The organism is Cyanobium sp. ATX 6F1 (genome assembly GCF_024346315.1).
Lineage (GTDB): Bacteria > Cyanobacteriota > Cyanobacteriia > PCC-6307 > Cyanobiaceae > ATX-6F1.
In genome coordinates, this window is record NZ_JAGQCS010000001.1 from 340,629 (window position 1) to 364,442 (window position 23,814).

The window sequence follows — 23,814 nt, forward strand, 5'->3', positions numbered from 1 at the left end:
TCTGCGCGGGCCCTTGGCGTCGATCCAACTGGGACACCCCTGGCCCCTGGGGGCGAGTCTGACCGCCGCTGGCGTGAACTTCTCGGTGGTGGCGCCCCGGGCCACCCGGGTGGAACTGCTGCTGTTTGAGCGCGGCGATTCCCCCGAACCCGATCGGGTGATTGCCCTGGATGGGCGCCACCGCTCCGGCGACCACTGGCATGTGGAGGTGCCGGGGCTGGGGCTGGGGGCCTGCTACGGCTACCGGGTCTTCGGGCCCCTGCTGCCCGGCCAGCACAATTTCGATCCCTCCAAGGTGCTGCTCGATCCCTGCGCCCGGGCGATCGACGGCTGGCAGGTCTACCGCCGTGGCGCCGCCGCCGGCGCCGCCCCCAACACCAGCAGCTGCCTCAAGGGTGTGGTGACCGAACGGGACCGCTTCGATTTCGAGGCGGCGCCGCGGCCCCGCCACAGCTGGTCGCGCACCGTGATCTATGAACTGCACGTGGGCGGCTTCACCCAGGGCCCCGGCTGCCCGGTGAGCCGGGCGCTGCAGGGCACCTATCTCGGGCTGATCGAGGTGCTCGGCGAGCTCAAGGCGTTGGGGGTCACCGCCCTGGAACTGCTGCCGGTGATGGCCTTCGATCCCCACGACGCCCCCGACGGCCGGCTGAACCACTGGGGTTACAGCCCCCTGAGCTGGCTGGCGCCCCACCACGCCTACGTCGCCGGCGGTGATCCGCTCACGGCCCGGGGGCAGGTGCGCCGGCTGGTGAGCGCCTGCCACCAGCTCGGCCTCGAGGTGCTGGTGGATGTGGTCTACAACCACACCACCGAAGGCAACCAGGAGGGCCCGACCCTCAGCTGGCGGGGCTTCGACGACCGGCTCTATTACCACCAGACCGCCAAGGGGGAGTACCTGGATGTGAGCGGTTGCGGCAACACCGTGGCGGCCAACCGGCCCCTGGTGCGGCGGCTGATCCTGGAATCGATGCGCTGCTGGGCCCTGGAGCTGGGGGTGGATGGTTTTCGCTTCGATCTGGGCATTGCCCTCTCGCGGGGGGAGGGTCTCGCCCCCCTCGACCAGCCGCCCCTGTTCGAGGACATCGAGGCCGACCCGGAACTGAGCGATCTCAAGCTCGTGAGCGAGCCCTGGGACTGCGGCGGCCTCTACCGGCTGAGCGATTTTCCGGCCCGGCGGGTGGCCGCCTGGAACGGCCGCTTCCGCGATGACCTGCGCAGCTTCTGGAAAGGCGATGAAAAGACCAGCTGGTCGATGGCCCAGCGGCTCAACGGCAGCCCGGATCTGTTTGGCGGCCAGCCGGCGGAGGCCGGCCGCTGCATCACCTTCATCACCGCCCACGATGGCTTCACCCTGGCGGACCTGGTCAGCTACAACCGCAAGCACAACCTCGCCAACGGCGAGGACGACCGCGACGGTGACAACCACAACAACAGCTGGAACCACGGGGTGGAGGGCCCCAGCAGCGACCATGCGGTGGTGGCCCTGCGGGAGCGGCAGCTGCGCAACCTGCTGGCCTCCCTGCTGCTGGCACCGGGGGTGCCGATGCTGCTGATGGGCGATGAGGTGCGCCGCAGCCAGGGGGGCAACAACAACGCCTGGTGCCAGAACAACCCGATCGGCTGGATGCACTGGCGCGCCAACGCCCAAGACCTGGCCCTGCGGCAATTCTGTCGCCGGCTGCTGCGGCTACGGGAGCGGCTGACACCGCTGCTCAACCCCGACCAGGCCACCCTCGAGGAGCTCCCGGTCCAACGCCACTGGCACGGGGTGGAGCTGAATGCCCCCGATTGGGCCAAGTGGTCCCACTCCCTGGCCTGGAGCCTGGAGACCCCCCACCAGGGGGCGCTGCTCTGGTGCGGCATGAACGCCTACTTCAAGGCCATGCACTTCGATCTGCCCCCCTGCCCCGGCGGCTGGCTGCGGGTGATCGACACCGCCCTGCCCGCCGGTCAGGACCTGCCCGAGCGGCCCGAACGCTGGAGTCCGCCGGGGGCGCCGCTGGAGAGCCGCAGCCTGATGCTGCTGGTGGCCGCCCCGCTGCTGGCAGGAGTGAGGCTCTGAGGACGAAGCGGAACCGCCCGTCACATCAGGAGAGGAACCCCCAACACAACGGGCGTCGTGCCAACAAAACAAGAGCGGGCGGCGGGAATCGAACCCGCATCATCAGCTTGGAAGGCTGAGCTATAAAATGCCCAGTCTCATTGCTGTGACTGGTTTCTCAATTACAAAAATCGGCCATGTGAGATGTTATGTGAGATGTTTTGGCGCAGGCGTTGTCAATAAGCCCCGGCGGCAAAAATCGAGCAGGGGGTTCTTGGGAGTTGGCGAGACAGCTTCTGGACCTCCGAGACGAAGGCAGTCGGACGCCACGCCGTTGACCTAAGACCCCAAGCGCAAGCAGACCACTCCTTGCCGCCCCTATTAAAGGCAAGCCTGCTTTCCTTGAATAAGCTTCGGCTGTGTTCAAGGTTCGTCGAGGGACGTTCCCATGCGGCGCGAGTCCACAGGTCGCTACGAAATCAGCACCACCACAGGAGAATCCGTGCGGGCCTTCGTGCCGGCGTCGCTACCTCCTCATCCACCGATCACTCTTGAAGGGCCGCTTCAGGCCCTGCACGAGCGAGCCCTGTTGGCTTGCGGACGTCTGGACGGAGTCTCGGCGCTGCTGCCGGATCCAGAGCTTTTCCTCTACACCTACGTGCGGCGAGAGGCGCTGCTCTCCTCCCAGATCGAGGGCACCCAGTCGTCCCTCTCCGATCTGCTGCTCTTTGAACTGGAAGAGGCGCCTGGTGTTCCCTTTGATGACGTGGTGGAGGTTTCCAGCTACGTGGCCGGCCTTGAGCATGGTCTGGCGCGGCTGCGGGAAGGATTCCCTCTGTCCTCCCGCCTGCTGCGGGAGATCCACGCCAAGCTGCTGGCACGGGGCCGCGGGGCCGATCGGCTTCCTGGTGAATTTCGCCGCAGCCAGAACTGGATCGGCGGCACCCGGCCCGGCAATGCAAGCTTCGTGCCGCCGCCACCGGGCCTAGTGGAGGACTGCATGGCGCAGTTGGAGCACTTCATCCATGGAACCGCCCAAAACGAGCACGAGCTGCCGGTGCTGGTGCGTGCCGCCCTGGCCCACGTGCAGTTCGAGACGATCCACCCATTCCTCGACGGCAATGGTCGCTTGGGCAGGCTCCTGATCGTGCTGGTGCTGATCGATGCCGGCGTTCTGCAGCAGCCCTTGCTCTACCTCAGCTTGTTTTTCAAGCAGCACCGCAGCCGCTACTACGAGCTGCTGGAAGGTGTTCGCCGCGAGGGCGACTGGGAGGCCTGGATCGATTTCTTCCTGGAGGGAATCGTGACCACCGCGAGCTCAGCCGTCGCCACCGCACACCGGCTGCTGGCGCTTTTTCGCGGCGACGAGGCCAGGCTCACGGGCCTGGGGCGGTCTGGTCCGAGCGTGCGCCAGATCTTCCAAGCCCTGCGCCAGCGCCCACTGACCAGCATCGGCCAGATCCGAGCGATGAGCGGCCTGAGCTTTCCCACCATCAGCAAAGCCATCGAGACCCTGGTCGAGCTCGGGATCGCCCGCGAGATCACCGGTGGGCGGCGCAATCGCCTGTTCGCCTACGACGCCTATCTGGCCATCCTCAGCGAGGGCACTGAGCCGCTCTGAGCCATGAAGGCCCACCCCGGGAGCGGGGAGTGATGGTGTCACACGGCGCAAGGGCTGCGCGAGTCGATGAGGCCGCTGCGCGGTCACCGACCCTTGCGCTCGCGTGATCTCTTCGCTCCTCGCCGCCACCGGGATGGGTGGCTGAGGTCACGCCTGCACGGCGCCTCTCCCGCGGCTGCGGTGCCGCTGCTCATCCGGCCGGCTGGTGCTTGATGGATCAGGTGTGCTGATTGCAAGAGGTTCCCTCGCGCGGCTGCGCGGGCTATCAATCAGGCCTGGAGCACCAAGCTGGCCACAAAGATGGCCAGTTGGACGCCACTCAATTCAGCCGTGGAGCGTGAGCTGTGACCCCTCAAATTCCAGTGATTGCAGTGGCTCTGGCCTGCATAAAGTGGATTTGTACTGCTAAGATTAGGTCAGCGCCAAAGGCCCCGAGCCCATCGCCTGCGGCAACGTCATCCCCTGATCTCGCCATCACCGCCGCATTCGTATCAGCGGCATGATGCCCCGATCAGTTGTCACCTGCGGCAACTGATTCCATGGCTGTTTGTACTTCATCCAGGCCTGAAGTGGGCCCCGGTCGCTCCCTTGTGATCGTGGCCGGCGGCGGCCGAGATCTGGCCTGGCCCCATCAGCGGGTGGCTGCTGAGCTGCTGGCCCGCAGCAGCGGCCGGCTCGTTCATCTGCTGCTCCATGGCGGAGCACGCGGAGCCGATGCCGCCATCGCCCGCGCCGCCCATCAGCTGGGTTGGTCGGCACTGGTCATGCCTGCCGAGTGGCGGCGCCATGGCCGGGCTGCCGGGCCGATCCGTAATCGGGAACTGCTCGAACTGGCCGTTGCCCGGGCCTTGTCCCACTCCTCCCCCGGTGTCTCCACCTCGGTGCTGGTGGTGGCCTTCCCCGGCGGGCCAGGCACCGCCTCCCTGGTGCAGCAGGCCCGCCGGATGGCCTCACGCTCCCCGGTGCCGATCGCCGTGGTGGAAGTCAGCCCATCCGCCGGTCGCTGGGCCCATCCCGCTGCTGCCGCTCGCTGTTGAAGCCTTCCGCGCCTGTTGCTGCCTCCGTTCCCCATTCCTCTCAACGACATGGCTGTTCTCACCCCCATCCCGATCGCTTCCGTCTCTCCGGCCATTGCCCCACCGGTAGCTGCTTCTGAATCCGCCGGTCCCGCCTGCGCCTTGCAGCGCAACGGTTCCCTCTGGCAGCTGGGCATCGAGGCCCAGGAGCTCACCACCGCCATCGGCCAGCTGGCCGAGCAGCTTGAGGCCGATGACGACGATTCCCGCAGTCAGGCCCTCGCTGAGCTGGAGGCCGCCCTGCTGGCTGAGGAGGGCAACAAGCAGGCCCTGGCGGCCAAGGCCGATGCCACCTGCTGGGTGATCGAGCATCTGCGCGGCCAGGCCGCCTATCGCCAGCAGCAGGCCAAGCGCCTCACGGAGCTTTCCCGCTCCGATGTCGGCCGGGCCGATGCCTTGGAGGAATCGCTGGTGCTGGTGCTCACCCGGCTACAGCCCGGCGCCACCGCCTTCTCTTTCCCCAATCACGAGCTCAGCAGCCGCAAATCCCAGGCCGTCGAGATCGAGGACGAGGAGACCCTGGCGCGGGAGTGGCAGTCCTCCACCACCAGCTGGAAGCCGGATCGCCTGCTCATCAAAGACGCGCTTAAGGCAGGCCAGGACGTCCCAGGCGCCCAGCTGATCAGCCGCCGCAGCTGGCGCATCCGCTGACCGGCCAGAGCTGTTTCAACCGGGCCGCTGCCTGGCGGCCCACTGCACCCCCCTTACAGAACAAGCCATGACCAGCAGCACCTTTACTGCCGAGCAGATCGCCACCCTCACTGCACCCCTCGATCGCGCCAAGGTGCGTCAGCGGGAGCAGGGCCGGACCACCGTCAGCTACCTGGAGGGATGGCAGGTGATCGCGGAAGCCAACCGCATCTTTGGCTTTGACGGTTGGACGCGAGAAACAACCTCAGTCCGCTGCGTCAACCAGAGCGAGCGCAGCATCGGCCGGGACAACCGCCCTGGCTGGGGCGTCACCTACACAGCCCGGGTTCGCATCACCGTCGGCCATCTGGGCACCGCCCCACTGATCCGCGAGGGAACCGGCGCCGGCCACGGCATTGACGTGGACCTGGGCCAGGCCCATGAATCGGCCATCAAGGAGTCCGAAACCGATGCCATGAAGCGTGCCCTGATGACCTTCGGGAACCCGTTCGGGCTGGCGCTTTATGACAAGCAGCAGCGGGAGGTCACCCAATCGGAAGGGGACAGAGCCCATCAAGTCCCTGCCAGCAACGGCAAGAGGTCGATCCATCGCCGCCCGTCCCCCGCGGCACAGAACGCCGCAGCGGAAGCCACAGGCGACCCAAGCCTGTCGCCCCTCGATCCGGCCACCATCAGCCAGATGTTGGCCACCCTGCGCAGTCTGCCGAGGCCGGTGCTGGAGGGGTTCACCAAGGCTTTCCGCAAGCGCTTTCAGGTCCCGGAGGACGCCACCTCCATCGCCGATCGGATTTGTCAGAAGCGTCACCACGACTGGATCGAGGCGTATTTGGTTCAGCACCAGAGCGTTGTCTGAGATCCAGTGATCCGGCAGCTCAGATCGGATGAGCTGCCTACCATTCATGAGACCGGCCGCCCTAAGGGCCATGACCACGCAAACCGATCTGGGCTGGGCAGGCTGCAGTGCTGTGGAGATGGATCCTCAGCGCGTGAGCGGAGCCTGGGTGTTCCGCGGTACCCGGATTCCGGTGGCGGCTCTGTTCGAAAACCTGGAAGACGGTGTCTCCTTGGCTGAATTCGTCGAACTGTTCCCAGGGGTGAGCCTCGAGCAGTCACGGCTAGTCCTGGAGCACGCCGCTCGGAGCACCGCTGCTGCCGCACTGGCCTGAGTGCGGATCCTGTTTGACCAGGGGACACCCGTTCCCCTCCGCCGCTCATTGACCGGCCATGTGGTGGTCACGGCCTATGAGCTGGGTTGGTCGACCGTCACCAATGGCGAGCTGATTCGCCTGGCGGAGCGGGAGGGCTACGAGCTCCTGATGACCACCGATACGAACCTGCGATATCAGCAGAACCTGAGCGGGCGCAGCAACGCGATCCTGGTGCTGACAACAACCAGCTGGCCGCGGATTCGGGAGGTCACAGGCGAGCTCCAGGCAGCGGTCGCCGCCATTGAAAGCGGTGGCTACGAGGAACTGTTCATTCCCTGAACACCTCAGCGCCGCAGTCGCGAACATCCCTTCGCGGCGCCCAGCAGCTGGCAACGGCCACGCTCCCAACCGCCTGCCCGCAGGTTTGCCATCCGATGCTGCACCGACCGATGGCGCCGACTCAGCCATCGAGGACCAGGCGCTGCTGCCCCTCGATGGCGCCACGATCCAGCGGATTCACGCCACCATTCGCAGCCTTTCCCAGCCTCAGCTGGAGGGGTACCGCTCCGCGGAAGACTCCGTCTTCACCAAAGCATTCCGCAAGCGGTTTCAGGTCCCGGAGGAGGCAACTTCCATCGCCGATCGGATGCTGCAGAAGCGGCATCACGATTGGATCGAGGCCTTCCTGGTGCAGCACGCAGCTGTTCCAGCGTGATTCCAGGAGTAGAAGCGGCTGTGCTACTTGTGGGCACCTTCATTGCACCCAATTACGCCCGAGTGGGTCAGTGCCCAGTCCGCATGAACTGTTGCAGCAAGAGCAGGGAACGTTGCTCAGCAACCTGATGCTGAACTTCCTCGCTCTGGACCTTTAGCGGCAGCACCTCGAGACAAGCGCTCCCAGGTGCCAGAGCGAGCTCTTGGCCTGTCATCAATGGGAGAAGATCCAGGTCCCCGAAGTGGTCGGAGGTCGCGAACGCCAGGAGCTTGTCGCCCTCACGATCTTCGAAGTAGGCAACGGTATAGGAGGTGCCAAAGGGCCCTTCCGCTGTCGTTACCACCTTGTGGAGCAGGGCTCGCGTCGGTTGATCCGTCGTCATCGTTCAGCTCTCCGCTCACACGCGATCGACTGCCGTTCTCGCCCTAGACATCTCCATCGATGTCACCTGGCGGGAGCGGATGAGCAAAGCAGGCGCAGTCCCCCGCCATGGGTGGGCGGTTGTTGAGTTGTACGGATCGGGCTCCGGTGACTGCCGGGAATGATTCAGCATGAAAAGGCTCCAGAACATGTGGAGTGGCCCGCAAGGGGAGGCTCAGGGAGGTCAGATTCCCTGGGCCCTTCTTGCGTAGAAGGGCCGTCCCGTGCGGAGTTCAAGGTCTAGCACCGGCTTCTGGGCCAAGACGGGCGGCAAACACCAGGAGTGGTGTAAGGGCCCTCAGCGATTGCCAGATTTGGTGGTTGTCCGTAGGATCGCCCCCTTGTGATCTGGTTGTGAGAGCCCGTCTGGCTGGGCATCCCGAGAACCGGCGCAACCTCATTCCAGTAACACCGCGCAAAGGCACTGCAGCGCAACGGTTCTCATCGTTCTCAATAAGGCGCGTGTGACAACCGAAGAAGTGGCGGCTCCTCGGACGGTCTTCGGTCGAGCCGGAGTCGAGCCAGTGCAGGCGTGGGCAACTGATCGGTGATGGCGGTTCTTCCTCCCCGGCAGATAGCGCAAGCTGTTCGGCTCAAGATGTCGATCGACGAGCGGCCCTACCTCCATGTCACGGCTGACGCTGCCAGGGGCATCTGCAAACCCTGTCGGCCTGTTCCGCTTGCCAGGGAGGCTCGGTATAAACCGGGTAATCCTTTCAGCCAATGCCCAGCCACACCGCCGGCACTGCCTTGGGCAGCGATCCTTGCGCAGGCATGGGAGGCAACGCCACCCGCCTACCTGCTGCAGCCAGCAGGTAGCGCATGCCCGTCCCAGGTTTTGATCGGTATGGCCTGCTTCCAGGTGGAGTTCATGGATGCACGATGCAGGAAGTGGAGGCCGCCCTTGCTTGGAATGCCCAACGGCGTCAGCTGACCTCGCTGCTGAGGGAATTCATCACGGAGGAACTGTCACCTCGCTTTTCTGTGCTTCCTCCCGTGGTGCTGGACGGCAGTTATGTGACCTCGGAGGAGAACCCAGCCGACATCAACCTCGTCATGGAGCTGCAGGAATTTCCTGATCAGCAAAAGATGCAGGCACTTGAGCTTTGCCAACGATGCCCTGACATCCTGCTGCGTTATCGGATCGACCTGAAAACAGCGCTGCAGCGATCGGGGGCAGACCTTGTTGCTTACTTCAGCTCTTTGGATCCCAGGGAGGCAATCGCCATGAATCTGTATCACGACCACAAAAAAGGTCTGTTGAGGTTGCGGTGATGGGCGGCTGGATCGACGCGACTGAGGGCAAGGCCCGCATCATCCACCAGGAGTTACTGGCGGCGCGTGAGCTAGCCGTGCGCATGGGCAAAGATCCCGATGAAATCAGCTCTCCCTATTTCGAGCTGCTCGCGAAGCTCTATCGGGATGATTTCCCCATTGCCTTCCTGGCGGATCATTCGGATTTGGTCGCTCGCTTTACGGGGCCAGGGGTTCTCAATCACGAGCCGCCGGTTTCGCTGGTCACCGGAGCCTTCTCCAAGCTGCGCACGCAGATTCAGCACATCGCCAAATCGATCGCAGGGCTGGAAGAGAAGAAGGTGCGTTGGCCTGAGCATCTCGATCCCAACCTGTCCGGGTTGGCCTACGGAAGCCTGGTGGTGGGGATGCGGGTGCCGCGCCCTGGGGAACTGGACTCCCAGGGGCAGTTGGTTCTCGAAGGCGTCACCGACGGGCTTTACCAAGCCGTGCGTGACGCTGTCCGCAGCCTTCCCATCATCCCAAGGCTGATCGAGGATGACGGTGTCAGTGAAGAGGTTTATTCCCTGTTTCCTGATCCTGCCGTACGAGACACGATCATGCTGGCTGCCCACAAGCTGGCCCCATCCTCCAAGAACAAAGGCATCACCAATTTGTACCTGAGTTGCCCAGGAGAAGACGAGCTGGCACCCACTGCGCTGACCAAGAAGAGCCGGGAGATCTTGAGGAAAAGCTTGAACGAACCGTCCTGGAAGCGCTCCAGTGGCACCGATTCCTTTGAGGGTGTGGTGCGGGAAATCGATCTGGATGCCTTTCGCTTTGAGATCCGCGGCGCCCGGTATCTGCGCGGCATCCGTTGCATGTACGACGAGCGGTATAAGACAAAAGTCAAGGAGATTCTTGATTGCACCGTCCGGGTCAGCGGCAGCTATGAGGCGGCTGCCGACAAGCAGCCCAGTCTTGTGGCGGTGGAATCCATTGAGATTCTGCGCAGGGCCGACGAACAGCTGGACCTGCTTGGGCACTGAGATCTGCCAGCTGGCTGCTCCGATCCCCAGGTGCTGCATTGGTCCCAATGGCGGAGGTGCTGGCTGAGGCAGACCTGGGTGGTGCGGTCCAGCCGGAAGTCACTGCCGATCAACACGGCTCCTGGGGCTTCGCTGCAGTCGGATCGTCAGCACCCGTAGGAGATCACGACGTCCCCCTCGGCCACAGCACCCCGCTGCTGGGCCTGCTGCCACCACCGCCCCCGCCGCTGCCCTGCAGTTGCTTGGCATAGAACGGGTGCTGGCGCACCCCAGCGGCGCCGAGCGCCGACATGCTCCAGTCGGTCAGGAAGTCCGGCGCAGCGGCCGGACCCATCCCAAGGGCCTGCAGCGGCGCCAGCGGGCAGAAGCTCAGGCGATCCGGCACCGTTTCCCACGGCAGTGAGCCGACGGTGCTCCAGAGCGCCAACGCCGCAGGCGTCCCCGTTGGCTGCAGGAACCACAGATCAGTGGCACCGCCATAGGCCGCCGCCAGCTGATAGAAGGTGCCGCCGCCGGCCGGACTGCTGACCCGGCCCAGGCGGCGCGGGCTGCTGAGCTGGTTGTCCCCCAACCACAAGCAATCGGGCAGCACCACCCGGGGCTGAATCGTCCCCGGCTGGAACAGACCGCTGGTGGGGTTCGCATACAACCCATAGCCTTGACTCAGCTGCTGAACACCACCGAGCGCATACGGCATCACAGAACATGACACCAACGTGTTGTTGTTCCAGATGTAGCTGTTCTGCGAATAGAACATGCCGACATAGGCATTGGAGCGGTTGAAGAACACATTCCAGCCTGATGTTGCCGGCGACCTGAACAGAACCATCGTGTGGTTCTGCGTGTAGGTGTCCGCGCCGATCGGTGCAATCGAGTAGCAGAAAAACTCACGGCCAGGTGCCGTGTCCATCAGCACCAGCAACATCGCGCCGTAATCAATCGCCGGCGATCCATCCGCCGCGTAATGAGACAGACCAGCACTGACGCTGTGCAAAGTGGAAGCGAACGTGCCGTAGCCGCCGTTGCTGCTGTCGATGGTGTAGGCGCTCTCCAGGCCCAGCCGCAACAGAGCCGTGCTCGAAGATGCGTTGTAGCCCTGGACTTTGCTGGTGTTGTAGAAGCTCAAGAGCACCGGATTAACCGGATGGCCGAGGCGCCACACATACCCGAAGTTCGTTACTCCCGACGCGGAATTGTGATCCTTGACGACCTGCAACTGCAGAGCAGCATTGGCCGGCGTGGCGTTCACCACCGCCGCGAACGCCGAGAAGGCCTCGCTCAGCCGCAGGCCAGGGCTGCCGACTGCCTTGCTGGTCCAGTTCCAGGAGGCCCACTGTTGGGCTGAAGTGGCAAGGGCCATAGGGAAGAACTGCGCTGGAATCAGGTGGTGGGATTAACGACCCGCACCGCCAGGCGCGAGGGGCCGAGCTGCAGCCATTCGCTGCCGTCAGCCGCCTTGAAATAACCGAGCGTGACGAAGGTGCGGTTGTAGGTCGCCAGGTCCTGTGGCAACACCACCGGATCCCACCACTGCACCGGCGGCAGTGGCGTTGCAAAGGCCACGCCGGGTGTGATCGGGAGCCACTGCGCCGGCCGGGCGAGCAGGAACGGAGGACCGCTGGCCGTCCAGTCATTGCGGAAACCCCCAGACAGCAGCACCTGCGGCAGGTTGCGGCTCCAGGCCGCCGTGTTGATCACAGCGGCCATGTCGGTGTTCGAGAGGTGCCAGTCACCAGTGGTGACGTCCTTGGCGATCAGCAGCGGCAAGGCCTGGCGGTTAGTAAAGGCGTGCTGAGTGAGGCCAAAAGCGAAAAACTCCTGGCCCGGTGTCAGGCTCCAGGCCGTCGCCGCACCAATCGGCATCGGCAACGTCACCGTGCCCGCTGTGTTCGTCGTGCCCCGACCACCGGAGAGCAACCCGTGGTTACCCAAGCCGCCAGCGGGCGCGTGGCCCGCAGCCAGGCCCGCATGGGCGTTCACCGCCGCCGTGGAGGTGTTCATCACCCACTGGCTCATCAGCTCCACCGGCGAGCCGAGGTTCTGAGCGGTGAGCCGTGCCTTGATCGTCCAACCGAGGAAACCGGGCGCTGCCGCGCTGTTGGTGCTCAGGGTCAGCAGCTGAGCCAGGTTCTGAGAGTTGGCCGCACTGATCCAGGTGGCCAGCTCCATGTCCACCTGCGCCGCCATCGCGCTCAGCGCACCCAAGGCGTTTGGCTCGTCACCGCGGCGTGAGAGATCGCGGATCGTTGCCGCCATCAGGACGGCACCGTGTCGTGCTCGACCAGGGCCCGCACCGTCACCGTCGCCGCATGGGCCACGTTCAGCGCAGTGCGCACCCGAGCGAAGAGCCGCGCCTTGAGCGGCGTCTCGCCATTGGAATAGGTCGAGCCCGGTGCAGGCCACAGCCACGGGATCACGCCATCGAAGCTCAGATCCAGCAGCACTCCGCTTGAGAGCGGCGGATCCTCCACGATCGGCCGCGCCGTATCAGCGTTCCGCGCCTGCGCGCTCGCATAAAAGGTGATCCAGGCGGCGATGTCACAACCGACCGCCAGGAAGCGGCCATCAGTGCCCAGCTCCACGAAGGTCAGATCCAGCACCGACGGCGCCGTGACAGTCGCCGTGACCCGCTGCTCCTCCACGCGCCGAGGCGTGTCGATCCGGGGAACCCAGCCCATCAGGGCACCACAGGGATTTTGCGGATGGCGCGAGTGGTCTGGCTGAAGCTCTTGCTGATGGGCCCCCACGAGCCGTAATACCAGTCCTGGCAGATCGCCGTGGTGGCCTGATCCTCAGTCGAGGTCCACATGTTCCCCTCGAAGAACGCCTGAGCACCACCAATGGAGAAGCCCGTCACCACGGTTTGGGCCGGGATCGACAGGCTGTAGTTCGCCGTGGTCACCGGCACCGCGTAGGGGTTGGCGCCATAGCCCGGAGTGCTGCCATCGGTGTTGTCGGGCTTGAACCTCCGGTACAGGATCTCCAGCTCGTAGAGCGCCGGCACATACCAGTCGCTGTAGCCGCCGATCGTGAGCGCCCGCGCCCACTGGGCAGCGGGGTGGCCCGCATCGTTGGCGGCGTTGCTGTTGGCCAGCCCATCGAACGTGCTCGTGGCCCCGGCCGTGGCCGTATTGGCGGTCTTGAGCACCTTCAGGGCCTGACCCGTGGACTTGGGCGAAATGATCAGCGCATGGGTGGCCACCCCATTCGCCGTAGCCGAGATCAGCCCGCCGTAGTAGCCCCCCTCATAGGCAGAACCGATCGCCGGCAGGCTGCCAACCGGAGTGCCAGCACTCACCGTCAGCTTGTAGACGGTGCCCGACACGTTGTCGAGGTACATGTCCCCGTCGATCTGGCCGGGGATGTTGGCCGGTGGCGGCCCGGATCCCACAAACCAGCCCGTGCCGCGGGAGCCCACCGCGCCAGTGGTGCCAGCCACGCCAGCAGGGCCCTGGATGCCAGCCGATCCAGCCGTACCAGCCGGGCCCTGGGGGCCAGCGGCGCCAGCCGGACCTTGGGCACCTGCTGTTCCAGCGGGGCCCGTCGGACCGGCCGGGCCTTGGATCTGACCTGCGTTGACCCAGTTGCTGCCAGCGGCGTTCCAGGAATAGAGCGTGTCGCCCTCGTCTTGAACGATGTAGGCGTCACCCTGCTGCCGGTTCGAGGTCGGCAGCGCCGAGTAGGTGGCGACCGAGCCCTTGAGGTTGATGCCGGTGCCGGCCGCGCCTTGCGGGCCAGTCGGACCGGCTGCTCCAGGAGCTCCAGCCGTGCCAGCCGGACCTTGCGGGCCAGTGCTGCCAGCTGTACCTGCTGTGCCGGCGGTGCCCTGCGGGCCGGCTGGACCTTGCGGGCCGGCTGACCCGGGTGCGCCCGCCGTGCCGGTCGGTCCAGGGGAACCCTGCGGACCCAGCAGGGAGCCGGTGTTATTCCAGGGCATCGAAGCCAGGCCGCATCACGTCACCAGCTATTGCCACTGACGTGCTCACCGCTGAGCGGCAATCGAGAACAGCAGCGTGCCTGTGTTGATCAAGGCATGGAGGAACGGCAGCTTGGTGGACCCATCCACGAAAAAGCTCATCGCCAACTTGGCGCCCACCAATGCGGCGCCCTGGGGATAGCGCAGGTAGGTCCAGGGCTCCAGCACCCGGTTGCGCAAGTCAAAGCGCGCAAACCGCTGGGTGCCGTTGATGCTCAGGTAGAGATAGCGCCCGCCATTCGCCAGTGGGTCATGGGCACCGCAGGTGCCCGTGGTGAAGGTCGTCAGCCCCTTGTTGCCGTAGGCGATATCCGCCGACCACACCCCGGTGGCGCCGCCGGCCAGATCAAACAGGTCGATGATGTTCGCAGCACCACCACGGATCCGGTAGATGAAGCTGTGGCGTGCATTGCCGGAGGGATCACGGCCAATCCCGAAGCTGTGCTCACAGAAGATCCCAGCACCACCAGCGACAGCCGCCGCCGCAAAGCTGGACGTGTCCCAGCTGTTGGCGGTGATGTTGTAGGTGAAGACGCTGGTCTGGTTCGTGAACAGCAGGATCTTGTCGTCGTCGTTCTCGACCACGAACTTGGCGGTGGCCGATGGCGTCACCGTCCAGGCCGTCGCCACGGTCCAGATGGGCGAGCCGCCGGCCGTGTGAGACGCAATCCGGCGCCGTTGGCCCACCGCCGTCGGCGTGGCGGTGTCCTCCGTAATCCGGATCTGGAAGTTGCGGTACTCGTTGAGCAGCAGCGCCGGGACCGACGCGGTGCCCTGCACGATCGTGGTGCTCGTCGCGCCCGTTGTGGCGCTCAGCACTCCCAGGAAACCGGCGCCGGGTAGGAGATCGTTCGGGACGTAGCCCTCGCTCAGGGCCACCAGCGACGAGTCACTGCCGATCGTCGCCGGCAGGTTGGTGGTGGCCAGGTTGCCGCTGTAGCTGTTCGTGGCGATGTCGTAGTGCTTCCAGATCCCGGCCGCCAGGGTGCCCGCCGAGAGCAGGAACACCCGCCCCGAAAGGATCTCGTAGGTGTCACCCACCGCCGGCGTGAAGGTCAGCGCCGCATCGAGCGTGAGGGTCGGAGTGGTGCCAGCCGTGTTGGCCACGATCAGCCGTTCTTCCGTCTTGCCAGAACCACCGGCGGCACTGCCGATCACCCGCAGGGTGAAACCCACCCCATCACCACGGTTGGCGAGCTGGTTGACGGCCACGGCGGCAGGAAGCGCCGTGGAGAGCACCACAGAGGTGGTGGTATTGCCAGCCGCGAGGCTGCCGCGGGGCCCCTGGTGGGGTGAACAATCGAGCTCGCTCCCGCCCCGAAGGCGCCTGCCAGCGCCGGGCTGCTCAGCCCGATCCATTCATCGTTCTGCGGGCTGTAGGCCGAGAACGTGGTGGCATTGCTCAGCAGGTAGTGGAGCGGGTGCGCCTTGCCGCCGCCGCGCATGTCGAAGGCCAGCGAACTCCCGGCCGCTGATGCCGCAGGCGCAGGAGCCAGCGGCCGCCACTTGGGCAGATCGAGGATGTCCTTGAAGGCAAGCGTGGTGGGCATCGCGGTCGCTCAGAGGGGCGGAAAGAGTTGGGCGCTCGGGTTCATGTGATCCGCCCCCGGATGGACGTAGACCAGCTGGTCTCCATGCTCTCGAGCACCATCCCGGCGGCGTTCACACCACCGATCGAGGCCAGGTTCGTGACCGCGCCCACGGTCGTCACCGTCGAGCAGGTCGTCACCGTCGCAACGGTCGTCACCGCCGACACCGTGCCCACTGTCGTCACGGTCGGGAGCGTTTCACCGGTGAGCGAGACGCGGAGCTTGGCGCCCGCCGTGTCGAAGGTCATCGACAGGTCGGCCAGCACAGAGGCGACCTGATTGAGGCGCAGGGCCAGTCCCTCGGAGACCAGATTGGAGAAGGCGTTGCGCAGCATCAGGTTCCGTCCTCGATCCAGCAGGTGAGATCAGGGCCCAGCAGCTGCCACCACTCGTAGCGAGTGGCGCCGCTCAGTTCGCCGAAAGTTGGCTGGGCTGCCTGAATGAAGATCGGCTGACCCGGGCCGCTCGGCTCACCCTGGATCCCCTGGGGGCCCTGGGCGCCGGGCGCACCATCAGCACCAGCAGGGCCAACGGCCCCGCCAGCACCTGCCGGTCCCTTGATCGAATCGCCGGTGGAGTCCCAGCCCATGTGCTCCTGGCTCTACGACCCCTATTGCCATTGCCCAGCAATCCCTAGGCGCCCGGCATCAGCTCGTACACCTGGCCATTCAGGCGATTGAGGTAGAGATCGCCCGGAGCAGGCGGCGGATTCAGCGCCGCGCTCACGGGCGGCCCATCACCGGAATACCAGCGGGTGCCGCGACTGGCGGCGCCGCTGCCGTACATCACCGCCAGCGCAGGCTTGCCATCCACCGGGCTCGGCAGCAGCGCCAAGCCACCGTCCGGGTGCAGGCGCAGCCGCCACAGCTCCGTGGTGGAGCCGTTGTAGGCGCGCCCATCGAGGCCATCGCCCGGCACAAGGGGCTCCACACCGGCCAGGCCGCCGCTTCCATCGCCACCGCCGGAGAGCCCCTGCTGCACCACGCTCGGCGGAACCGGGCAACCCAGCAGCGCCACAGGCAAGCTGGCCACCGTCAGGCCGATCGACACCGTCACCGTCAGATCCACCCGATCGAGGTACACATGCCGCGGCATCGGCACCTCCCGCGAGAGGGCATCCCAGCCGATCGTCTCGATGCTTCCATCGCCCCAGTCCACCTGGATCGGCTGGGGCGCCTTGATCAACGGATCGATCGAGAGCGTGATCGGCGCTACAGCTATCGGATCACTCCAGAGCCGATCAGAGGGCATCCAGAACAACTCCAGCGCCTGGGCTGGCACCGTCCCCACCCGAAAGCCCAGCTGCAGCCATCGGTCGGCCTCGTGGTGCAAGACCCACTCCTCTTTACCCGGGCAGCCGTACGGAGGAAGCAGCCGCACCCGGCCGCTCTCATCGATGGGAGGCAAGGGGTAAGGCATGAGCAGGCGGTTCCTCGCGGGAGGTTGGCGCTATCTCCCTTTGCCAGCTGGCAGGGATCAGCCCAACAGGTCAGCGGGAATCGACGTGTCGAGTTCTGTGCTCGGAGCATCGAGGCCAGGGACTGGCTGGGGCGTCGGCTCGGTCGCCAGCGTCTCGGCCTGCTCCACCAGCTCGCTCTTGGTCTGAGAGGGGTCCAGGGCGACGCCATAGGTGGCCTCGACCTCCGCAACGATCTGAGCCTTCGTCATCGACGCGAAATCAGTCGCATCGGCAGGCGGCACCTCAGGCACAACAGGTTCGACTGCATCCGGGAGTGCTCCCGGAAGTGTCTCCACTGGTGGCAGCTCAGGCACCTCAGGCACAACAGGATCCACAGGCAGCTCGGGCACCTCAGGCTCAGCACGATCCTCAACGCCCGCGCTCGGATCGACGTTCACCGGCGGATGCACCTTCCAGCCTTCCGCCGCCCAGCGGTCGGAATGGACTGGGTACACGAACTGATCGTGTCGGCCCGATTTGGAGATGCGCAGCATCCCCTCGGGCGGCAGTTCCAGCACTGGATCGGTGTCTGTCAGTTCAAGGGGCACGGTCGGATCGCTGGGGGTGGTGGGGTCGGTCGGCTCCTCTGGGGGAGCATCTGGTGTCGGTGCGGTCGGAACCGTTGGATCCGTGCCCTCCACCTCCGGCTGCGGCGGCGCCCAGGGCCGCCCTGGCTTGGTCGGCTTGATCACCGGCTTGCCTGGCTTGTCAGGCTTGTCTTTATCGAGGTCGCTCATGGCCGCCTCAGTAGGTGAGGCTGACGTGGGCGCCGTTCGGGGTCGACGGCGTCAACGTGGCCTTGGCGTAGAAGAAGGCCGGCAGTTCCACGTTGGCGGCATCAGCAGGTGCCACCGCCAAACTGCCGCCCGCGATCGGGGCCTCCACCTGACCACCGGCGGCGGGGATCGCCACGGTGGCCGCCGTCACCCAGGTGCCGACGGTGCCGTCCTTGAGCAGCGGCGCCAGTTGGAGCACCACCGTCACCGCAACCGCAGCACCGGGGTGGCTGGCCAGCAGCGTGAACGCTCCGGCGGCATCGAGCGGCGTGGTCAGCCGCACCACCTCAGCGCTGACGCGGGTGCGCTCAAACGGATCGGTGGCGTTGTAGTTGACCCAGCCAACCAAGGTGGTGGCGGCGTCGATCAGTTTGTTGCCCTGTTGGGCCATGGTCGTGTCCTCTAGAGATGAAGAGATCAGGGGTGTGGCCTTCTGGGCCTATGGCCCTGGGGCCTATGGCCCTCAGGCCACAGCGGGGCCGACGTTGTACAGGCGACCGATCGCCTTGTCGTGAACCACCGCGTAGCCCACGTACCAATCGACGCGGGTGCGGAACACCGGGGCGTCCTGTACTTCGCCGAAGTCCCGCACCGAGATCCCGTAGCGGCCCTCGAACGGCCCCTGGATGCCGGTCATCAGCTCATCGCCAAGCGCCACGCAGTAGATCGAAGTGGTGTTCGCCGCCTCGCCAAAGCCCAGCACTTCATGGCCCTGGGCGTCCTGATCCACGACCAGGATCTCGGTGTCCTCGAACCAGTGGCGGCCGTCGATCACCTGATACAGATCGCCGCCCGCCTCACGCGAGGCATGGCTGATCTGGCGCCGGCCGGCCTTGCTGGTGAGGATCACCTTCTCGCCGCCCAGGGCGTTGACCGAATCGACCAGCGCCTCCAGCTTGGTGAGCTTGACGGTGCCGCTGATGTTGTCGACGGTCTGGGCCCCGCCAGGGACCAGCCGCTTGCTCAGGCCGTTGAACGCCCGCGGATCAAAGGTGGCGTCACCATTGATGATCGCCGCCTCCAGGGTGAGCCGCATCGAGCGCACCTTCTGCTCGGTCTGAGAAGCACGGGCCTCGGGGCCGTTGAGGTCAACGATCGAGCGGTCCACATCGAGATCACCACCAAAGAGGTGAACGAACTCGCTCTCCTGCGCCACCGCGCCGTAATCACGGCGGTAGCCCTCGTTCACGGCACGAAAGCCGACGCGGGGCAATTTCTTTTCCTTGGCGAACTGCAGGGCGCCGCCCGAGAGATTGCGGAACGGCAAACGACGAAGCAGCTGACCTTCCGTGAAGGTCTTGGCAACCGCGAGCCTGTCGACTCGGGTTTCGTGCTTCATCGCCTCGATCAACGTGAGGCCCATGGTCACTCCCGGGGCCTGACCCCAGCAACGTCACCACCTATTGCCATGGGCGAGCACGGGGGTTGGTGAGTCAGTCGCGGAGGAACACTTCGACGGTCGCGGTCACCCAGGTGGCCACTCCTGTGCCGAAAAAGTCCTGGTCCTCGCTCCAGATGGGACATTCCAGCTGAATGGCCAGAGCCAGTGCCGGCCAATCGCTCGGATCACGGATCCTTGCCTCGGCCTCCTGCTGCGCGGATTCGAGAGCTGAGTCATCCACGACCTGGACGATTCGCATCAAGCGCAGAAACGCCTCGTTGGTGATCTCAGGGTTCAGCTTCCGCTTCTCGCTCAACTCAGCGATGTAGTGGGCGGCTTCCTCCGTGTTGGCCTGGGCGACAAAGAAGTCGACACGATCGGCGTACTCGGCGATCAGAGCACTGACGCGGACGCCGAAAACGCCTCGGATCAAGATGTTGGCGTCGAGAACCAGGCGCTTGCGCTCTTTGCTCACGCCTTGTTCCTGGCACCCCGGGTCTGGTGCTGACGCCAGCCCTTGAAGTCAGTGGCAATGTCTTCTTCCGAGAGGCCGAGGCGCAGAAGCTCAGCCTGCATCTGACGGCTGGCCTCGATCAGCTGCTCCCGTTCGCTGAGATCAGGGTGCTGCGGCAGTGGAACGTAGAGGCCGATCGTGCGGCCGTGGCGGGTCACCTCGATCGGCGTCGAGGTTTCCAGATGAGAGGAGAGCTGTGCCCTGAGCTCCCGGATGCCGACGCGGCTCGCCATCACTGGATCCTGCTGATTGTGTACACACTTTAACGGCAAAAAGGTTGGGGCTCAGGGGATCCGCAGTGTCCACAGCGGCGCAAGGGCTACGCAAGCGGCTACGCCGCCCTTGCCCTCGCCGTGGTGGGTCTGCGGGTCCATCGCCCTGCCTGGCATGTCCATCCATCTGCTGCTGATCTCCCGCGAGGAGCGCCCGAGCTTCTCCTTCTCGCGGCTCCGGCTCGTGATCGCGCCCACCCCAGAGCTTGATCTGGCCACGCTGAGCTGGATGATCGATTGCCCGGCCAAGGCCATCGAGTTCACCCGCGTCGGGCCGGTTGAACTGGCCCATGGCGGCCAATGGGCCAAAAGGCGCCAGCTCGATTCCCTGCGTTGGCCGTTCCTGGATCAGCCCGTCATCCACGGCCGCGCCATCGGCCTGCGCATGGGAGCGCGCTGGCCTGGAGAGTCCGCCTGTCACGAGCCCTTTGCGATGCGGCCGCTCACCGAGTGGGAGGGCCGCAATGCGCTCCGTTGGCTGCGGGATGAAGCCCAGCCACTCAGCCCGCTTCTCTGCCCGGTGGATCAAGCCTTCGCTGGCAGCATCTGCCATCCGCTGCTTGTGGAGTATCGAGCGGCCGATCAGGCCGGCAAGCTCGCCATCCGCCTGCGGGTGTTGGCCGAGCGCAAGGCAGCCGCCGATCTGCTCAAGCCAAAGATCGAGGCTCAGATAGCTGCCGATCGGATCAAGTATCCGGTCGGTGCCTGGATGGCGCAGCAAAAGGTGGGCATGCAAGAGCTCTCGCGCCGCTGATGGCGGCGGGCCGGCCACTGGCCGGTTCAATCCCTGACGCCACTGTTCGTTGGTTGGTGGGTTGGCGTTGCGCAGGCCGCTGCATGGTGCGGGGTGGCCTCAAGGGCTGACGCAAGCGGCGGTGCCGCCCTTGACCCCACCCCGCGCTCCCATGGCGTCCTTCTCAACGCCCCAATGGCTTCTTCCTTCCGCCGCTCCGCTCTGGAGCGCCACAGCTCCGATTCGCTGGATCGCCTGAGCTTCTGCTGCCGCACGGCCCTGGTGCCACTGCCCCGGCTCGCGGATCTCGCCGAGCAGATCCTCTTTGAGCGCCAGCTGCTCACGCCCGCCAGCTTCCCGGCCTGGATGGAGCTGGAGCAGCTGCCCTATTGAGCGCAGCTCCGGCCCGGCTGCGGCCGGGCTTATTCGTAGTGCGTCCACAGCCTCAGCACCTTCACGATCCTTTCCTCGCGGAGCACCTCGTAGACGAGCCGGTGCTGGATGTTGAGCCGACGGGAGAAGGCTCCGCGCAGATCACCCACCAGCGCCTCATAGGGCGGTGGCTGCCGGAAGGGATCCTCTGCTAGGAGTTGCAGCAGCTGCTCGGCCTTGGCCTTCAAGGCAGGTGAGGCGGCAGCGAGCTTGCGGGCGTCCTTCTGCGCCTGCCTGGTGAAGCGAACGCTCCAGCTCACCAGCCGGGCTGATCGCTGAGATCTTCTGCCGGTGTGGCCAAGCCATCGAGGATCGACTCGCGCATCCCCGGGATTGAAACCAGGTGCAGGGTCTCCTGGATGGCATTCCAGTCGGCCTCCGAGAGCAGCACGGCATTGCCGCGCTTGCCGGTGATCTGCACCGGCTCATGGGAGTCGCCGACCTCGTCGATCAGGGCATACAACCGCTTGCGAGCTTCTGTCGCGGAAATGCTGGCCACCAGAGCAGAGCGTCAGGCACGTACGTCAAAGCGTACCGCTATCGCACATGGCAATGGGTTGGAGCTGAGAGCCCCTTGCCGCCATGTCCAGCACCATGACCCCCGAGCGGTTCCAGGACCGCTGGGAAGCCTTCAAGGGGGAACCCCAACAGGTCTCCGGCGTCTGGCTCCTCCACTCCGCCATTGCAGATCTCCCAGGCAGCGAGGTCGTGCTCGACGAGCAAGCCGTCTGGGCCCTCAAGTTCAGCGAGAAACCACCGGCTCCACCGGCTCCCCCAGCTCCCACCGGAGGCCTTGATCCACGCGGTTCAGAAGAAGCAGGCCTGGTGGGCCCGAAGATCGCCGCACCGGTCAAACAGGGCGATTCCTACCTGCTCGTCAACGACCGCGACGAGGACCTGGAGGCGTTTGATCACTCCGGCACGTTCCTGTGGAAGGTCCCCTGTCTGGCGCGGGGTCAGGGTGCCGACAACGACTGGAAACACACCAGCACCGACACCCCGCCTGGGCTCTACAAGCTCAGCACCGTCTACCCGGATTACGAGCACAACCACAACCCCCCCTGCAGCGATACCGCCATGTCCTACGGCTGGTACAGCTTCGATCTGGTGGAGCTGGAAAACCAGGAGGTGAAGGTCGGGCGCGCCGGGATCATGCTCCATGGCGGCGGCTCCGGTTGCGGTTGGCCCGGAGCCTGGGCCGCGAATCAGCCTCTGCTGCCGACGCTCGGCTGCATCCGCCTGCAGAACGTCGACCTGCGTGACAAGGTGCTGCCGCTCTACGAGAAGGGCACGGTCTATGTCGGCGTCTTCCAGGAGCCCTGAGCAAGTGGAGCAGCGGCCGTTCAACCGCGAGCGCTTCCTGCTGCGTCTGGTCGCCGTGGTGCTGATCGCTGAGGTCTCGCTCTACTCCTTTGGCGCCGGTGTCTGCGCCTGGCGCGGCGCTCAACAACTGGTGCCCCAGGGGGGGCTGTGTACCCGCCTTGACAACGCCGTCCACACCGCCTTCGGCGTCGCACTCAACACGCTGCTGGCCTTGCTCGGCGGCAAGGCCTTGAGCGACAGCAACAGGCCGCCAGCTCCGTAGGGCCATGCCGGACTTCGCACGATCGGCAGGGGGCCCACATGCAGCTTTGGCTCTCCTGCTGCCAGATCACTGAATCGATCACAGCCCCCGCCTACCTGAGCCGCTGCATCAAAGGCGCCTTGCTCCATCACCTCCGCGATCACGGCCGCCTGGTCCGCGTCTCCCGCAGGGAGCACGAGAAGGGCATCCACCCCTGGGGGCACCACAGCCTGGATGTCACCGCAGCAGGCGCTTTCAGAAGCGCCCTCGATCTCATCGAGTCCCCCGATTCAGCCCCCCAGGAGGATGAGCCCACCTCCGCAGAAATCGAGGCGCTGCTCGATCAGCTGCCCGCCGCTCAGGCCGCGGTGATCCGGCTCCACATCCTCCAGGGCCGCTCCCTCCGCCAAGTGGCGGCCGAGCTGGGCATCAGTCCGATGAGCGCCCATCGCCGGGAGAAGGCCGGCCTGGCCACCCTGCGCTGTGAGCTGGCCTAAAGGCCCGAGGCCAGCGGGCCAGCTGCGGCTGGCCCAGCAGCCATCACAGCGGCAGATTCGGGGAGCATGTCTTCCAAATTCGGGGAGCTGCCGAGCCAAATTCGGGGAGCAGTTCGGGGAGCTAAACGCCTGGGGGTACGCCGCGCAGGCCCTCCCATGGTTCCCGGCGGGGCAAGGGCTGCGCAAGCGGCTCGTGCCTCGCCGCCCTGGCCCACGCCGGGATGGTCCATGGGGTCCTGCGCCTGGCTTCCCATGCCCCGCAACACCTTCCGATCCGATGAGCTGCTCGATCTGCTGCAAAGCTGCGGCTCTGATCTCGATGCCCTGCCCCTGGGTGCCTTCCACCTGCTGAGGGTGCTGATCACCCATGTCAGGGAGCAGGATCACCGCATCAGCGAGCTGGAGCTCCGCTGCAAGGAGCTGGAGCGCAAGCTGGCCCAGCTCACGGATGCCACCAGCCAGCCAGATTTCATCGAACTCCCGGCTTCTCTGTTCGAGGAGGCGTTCGCCGATGGCGAGGAGCCCCAGAAGAGCAGCTGAGTCCGTTGGGGTCGCTGCTCGGAGCGACCCCTTGCTGGGGAGGCTGTGCCGGGTTGCCGCAGTCTCCGCCGGGGGCAAGGGCTGCGCGAGGCGGCCTGGCCGCTGCGCGGTGGCCGCCCCTTGC

Annotated in this window: 33 protein-coding genes; 16 read left to right on the forward strand and 17 right to left on the reverse strand. The window is 65.6% G+C overall.

The window, feature by feature from the left end; all coding sequences use genetic code 11:
* Positions 1-13: 13 nt before the first annotated feature.
* The 8 genes from KBZ13_RS01890 (at position 14) to KBZ13_RS01925 (ending at position 7,255) form a co-directional block, all read left to right on the forward strand.
* Positions 14-2,065 carry a glycogen debranching protein gene (locus KBZ13_RS01890; RefSeq protein WP_255005399.1) on the forward strand — a complete coding sequence of 684 codons (2,052 nt, stop codon included), beginning with the start codon at positions 14-16 and terminating at the stop codon, positions 2,063-2,065.
* Between the two features lie 427 nt (positions 2,066-2,492).
* Positions 2,493-3,665, forward strand: coding sequence for a Fic family protein (locus KBZ13_RS01895; protein ID WP_255005401.1), 1,173 nt, complete (start codon positions 2,493-2,495; stop codon positions 3,663-3,665).
* A 569-nt stretch (positions 3,666-4,234) separates the two neighbouring features.
* Positions 4,235-4,702, forward strand: coding sequence for an SLOG family protein (locus tag KBZ13_RS01900; RefSeq protein ID WP_255005408.1), 468 nt, complete (start codon positions 4,235-4,237; stop codon positions 4,700-4,702).
* Positions 4,703-4,750: 48 nt separating this feature from the next.
* The gene (locus KBZ13_RS01905; RefSeq protein ID WP_255005410.1) at positions 4,751-5,392 is read left to right on the forward strand and encodes a siphovirus Gp157 family protein; all 642 of its coding nucleotides are present in this window, start codon (positions 4,751-4,753) and stop codon (positions 5,390-5,392) included.
* 67 nt (positions 5,393-5,459) lie between these two features.
* Complete coding sequence (locus tag KBZ13_RS01910; RefSeq protein ID WP_255005412.1) at positions 5,460-6,245, forward strand: RAD52 family DNA repair protein; 786 nt, start codon at positions 5,460-5,462, stop codon at positions 6,243-6,245.
* A gap of 70 nt (positions 6,246-6,315) precedes the next feature.
* A complete protein-coding gene (locus KBZ13_RS01915) occupies positions 6,316-6,558 on the forward strand; it encodes a DUF433 domain-containing protein (protein WP_255005413.1) in 243 nt (80 codons plus the stop codon).
* Positions 6,559-6,879, forward strand: a complete 321-nt coding sequence (locus KBZ13_RS01920; RefSeq protein WP_255005415.1) for a DUF5615 family PIN-like protein — start codon at positions 6,559-6,561, stop codon at positions 6,877-6,879.
* Between the two features lie 85 nt (positions 6,880-6,964).
* Positions 6,965-7,255, forward strand: coding sequence for a hypothetical protein (locus tag KBZ13_RS01925; RefSeq protein ID WP_255005417.1), 291 nt, complete (start codon positions 6,965-6,967; stop codon positions 7,253-7,255).
* A 67-nt stretch (positions 7,256-7,322) separates the two neighbouring features.
* On the opposite strand, the gene KBZ13_RS01930 is transcribed toward KBZ13_RS01925, so the two are convergent.
* Complete coding sequence (locus KBZ13_RS01930; RefSeq protein ID WP_255005419.1) at positions 7,323-7,637, reverse strand: hypothetical protein; 315 nt, start codon at positions 7,635-7,637, stop codon at positions 7,323-7,325.
* 860 nt (positions 7,638-8,497) lie between these two features.
* Between KBZ13_RS01930 and KBZ13_RS01935 the strand changes: the two genes are divergently transcribed.
* Positions 8,498-8,950 (forward strand): DUF6932 family protein, encoded by a 453-nt coding sequence (locus KBZ13_RS01935; protein WP_409995590.1) that lies wholly within the window; start codon positions 8,498-8,500, stop codon positions 8,948-8,950.
* Positions 8,950-9,957 (forward strand): hypothetical protein, encoded by a 1,008-nt coding sequence (locus tag KBZ13_RS01940; protein WP_255005421.1) that lies wholly within the window; start codon positions 8,950-8,952, stop codon positions 9,955-9,957. The genes KBZ13_RS01935 and KBZ13_RS01940 overlap by 1 nt, the downstream gene beginning before the upstream one ends.
* A gap of 163 nt (positions 9,958-10,120) precedes the next feature.
* Here the strand turns inward: KBZ13_RS01940 and KBZ13_RS01945 are convergent, their stop codons facing one another.
* From KBZ13_RS01945 to KBZ13_RS02010, 14 genes are all read right to left on the reverse strand, one after another.
* Positions 10,121-11,317 (reverse strand): hypothetical protein, encoded by a 1,197-nt coding sequence (locus KBZ13_RS01945; protein WP_255005422.1) that lies wholly within the window; start codon positions 11,315-11,317, stop codon positions 10,121-10,123.
* Positions 11,318-11,337: 20 nt separating this feature from the next.
* Positions 11,338-12,213 (reverse strand): hypothetical protein, encoded by an 876-nt coding sequence (locus KBZ13_RS01950; RefSeq protein WP_255005423.1) that lies wholly within the window; start codon positions 12,211-12,213, stop codon positions 11,338-11,340.
* Positions 12,213-12,635: a hypothetical protein gene (locus tag KBZ13_RS01955; protein ID WP_255005424.1), complete on the reverse strand. Its 423-nt coding sequence runs from the start codon at positions 12,633-12,635 to the stop codon at positions 12,213-12,215. Before KBZ13_RS01955 ends, KBZ13_RS01950 begins: the two co-directional genes overlap by 1 nt.
* Positions 12,635-13,894: a hypothetical protein gene (locus tag KBZ13_RS01960; protein ID WP_255005425.1), complete on the reverse strand. Its 1,260-nt coding sequence runs from the start codon at positions 13,892-13,894 to the stop codon at positions 12,635-12,637. Before KBZ13_RS01960 ends, KBZ13_RS01955 begins: the two co-directional genes overlap by 1 nt.
* A 45-nt stretch (positions 13,895-13,939) precedes the next feature.
* Positions 13,940-15,175, reverse strand: coding sequence for a hypothetical protein (locus KBZ13_RS01965; RefSeq protein WP_255005426.1), 1,236 nt, complete (start codon positions 15,173-15,175; stop codon positions 13,940-13,942).
* Positions 15,088-15,483, reverse strand: a complete 396-nt coding sequence (locus tag KBZ13_RS01970) for a hypothetical protein (protein WP_255005429.1) — start codon at positions 15,481-15,483, stop codon at positions 15,088-15,090. Before KBZ13_RS01970 ends, KBZ13_RS01965 begins: the two co-directional genes overlap by 88 nt.
* A 41-nt stretch (positions 15,484-15,524) precedes the next feature.
* A complete protein-coding gene (locus tag KBZ13_RS01975; protein WP_255005431.1) occupies positions 15,525-15,857 on the reverse strand; it encodes a hypothetical protein in 333 nt (110 codons plus the stop codon).
* A complete protein-coding gene (locus KBZ13_RS01980; RefSeq protein ID WP_255005907.1) occupies positions 15,857-16,111 on the reverse strand; it encodes a hypothetical protein in 255 nt (84 codons plus the stop codon). The genes KBZ13_RS01975 and KBZ13_RS01980 overlap by 1 nt, the downstream gene beginning before the upstream one ends.
* Before the next feature lie 44 nt (positions 16,112-16,155).
* Positions 16,156-16,929: a hypothetical protein gene (locus KBZ13_RS01985; protein WP_255005432.1), complete on the reverse strand. Its 774-nt coding sequence runs from the start codon at positions 16,927-16,929 to the stop codon at positions 16,156-16,158.
* A 69-nt stretch (positions 16,930-16,998) separates the two neighbouring features.
* A complete protein-coding gene (locus KBZ13_RS01990) occupies positions 16,999-17,718 on the reverse strand; it encodes a hypothetical protein (RefSeq protein WP_255005433.1) in 720 nt (239 codons plus the stop codon).
* Positions 17,719-17,725: 7 nt separating this feature from the next.
* The gene (locus KBZ13_RS01995; RefSeq protein WP_255005434.1) at positions 17,726-18,148 is read right to left on the reverse strand and encodes a hypothetical protein; all 423 of its coding nucleotides are present in this window, start codon (positions 18,146-18,148) and stop codon (positions 17,726-17,728) included.
* 72 nt (positions 18,149-18,220) lie between these two features.
* Positions 18,221-19,120 carry a major capsid protein gene (locus tag KBZ13_RS02000; protein ID WP_255005435.1) on the reverse strand — a complete coding sequence of 300 codons (900 nt, stop codon included), beginning with the start codon at positions 19,118-19,120 and terminating at the stop codon, positions 18,221-18,223.
* Positions 19,121-19,190: 70 nt separating this feature from the next.
* Positions 19,191-19,613 carry a PIN domain-containing protein gene (locus KBZ13_RS02005; protein WP_255005436.1) on the reverse strand — a complete coding sequence of 141 codons (423 nt, stop codon included), beginning with the start codon at positions 19,611-19,613 and terminating at the stop codon, positions 19,191-19,193.
* A complete protein-coding gene (locus KBZ13_RS02010; protein WP_255005439.1) occupies positions 19,610-19,885 on the reverse strand; it encodes a prevent-host-death protein in 276 nt (91 codons plus the stop codon). The genes KBZ13_RS02005 and KBZ13_RS02010 overlap by 4 nt, the downstream gene beginning before the upstream one ends.
* 154 nt (positions 19,886-20,039) lie before the next feature.
* Between KBZ13_RS02010 and KBZ13_RS02015 the strand changes: the two genes are divergently transcribed.
* Positions 20,040-20,678 (forward strand): hypothetical protein, encoded by a 639-nt coding sequence (locus KBZ13_RS02015; RefSeq protein WP_255005440.1) that lies wholly within the window; start codon positions 20,040-20,042, stop codon positions 20,676-20,678.
* 174 nt (positions 20,679-20,852) lie between these two features.
* On the forward strand, positions 20,853-21,050 hold the full coding sequence (locus KBZ13_RS02020; protein ID WP_254938858.1) for a hypothetical protein: 198 nt from the start codon (positions 20,853-20,855) through the stop codon (positions 21,048-21,050).
* Between the two features lie 29 nt (positions 21,051-21,079).
* On the opposite strand, the gene KBZ13_RS02025 is transcribed toward KBZ13_RS02020, so the two are convergent.
* Positions 21,080-21,349 (reverse strand): Txe/YoeB family addiction module toxin, encoded by a 270-nt coding sequence (locus tag KBZ13_RS02025; protein WP_254938857.1) that lies wholly within the window; start codon positions 21,347-21,349, stop codon positions 21,080-21,082.
* Positions 21,346-21,588 carry a type II toxin-antitoxin system Phd/YefM family antitoxin gene (locus tag KBZ13_RS02030; RefSeq protein ID WP_255005442.1) on the reverse strand — a complete coding sequence of 81 codons (243 nt, stop codon included), beginning with the start codon at positions 21,586-21,588 and terminating at the stop codon, positions 21,346-21,348. The genes KBZ13_RS02025 and KBZ13_RS02030 overlap by 4 nt, the downstream gene beginning before the upstream one ends.
* An 83-nt stretch (positions 21,589-21,671) precedes the next feature.
* Here KBZ13_RS02030 and KBZ13_RS02035 point away from each other — a divergent pair, with 83 nt between their 5' ends.
* From KBZ13_RS02035 to KBZ13_RS02050, 4 genes are all read left to right on the forward strand, one after another.
* The gene (locus KBZ13_RS02035; RefSeq protein WP_255005443.1) at positions 21,672-22,412 is read left to right on the forward strand and encodes a L,D-transpeptidase; all 741 of its coding nucleotides are present in this window, start codon (positions 21,672-21,674) and stop codon (positions 22,410-22,412) included.
* A 4-nt stretch (positions 22,413-22,416) separates the two neighbouring features.
* A complete protein-coding gene (locus KBZ13_RS02040) occupies positions 22,417-22,674 on the forward strand; it encodes a hypothetical protein (protein WP_255005444.1) in 258 nt (85 codons plus the stop codon).
* Positions 22,675-22,712: 38 nt separating this feature from the next.
* On the forward strand, positions 22,713-23,150 hold the full coding sequence (locus KBZ13_RS02045; RefSeq protein WP_255005445.1) for a sigma-70 family RNA polymerase sigma factor: 438 nt from the start codon (positions 22,713-22,715) through the stop codon (positions 23,148-23,150).
* Positions 23,151-23,402: 252 nt separating this feature from the next.
* Complete coding sequence (locus KBZ13_RS02050; protein ID WP_255005447.1) at positions 23,403-23,690, forward strand: hypothetical protein; 288 nt, start codon at positions 23,403-23,405, stop codon at positions 23,688-23,690.
* Positions 23,691-23,814: the final 124 nt, after the last annotated feature.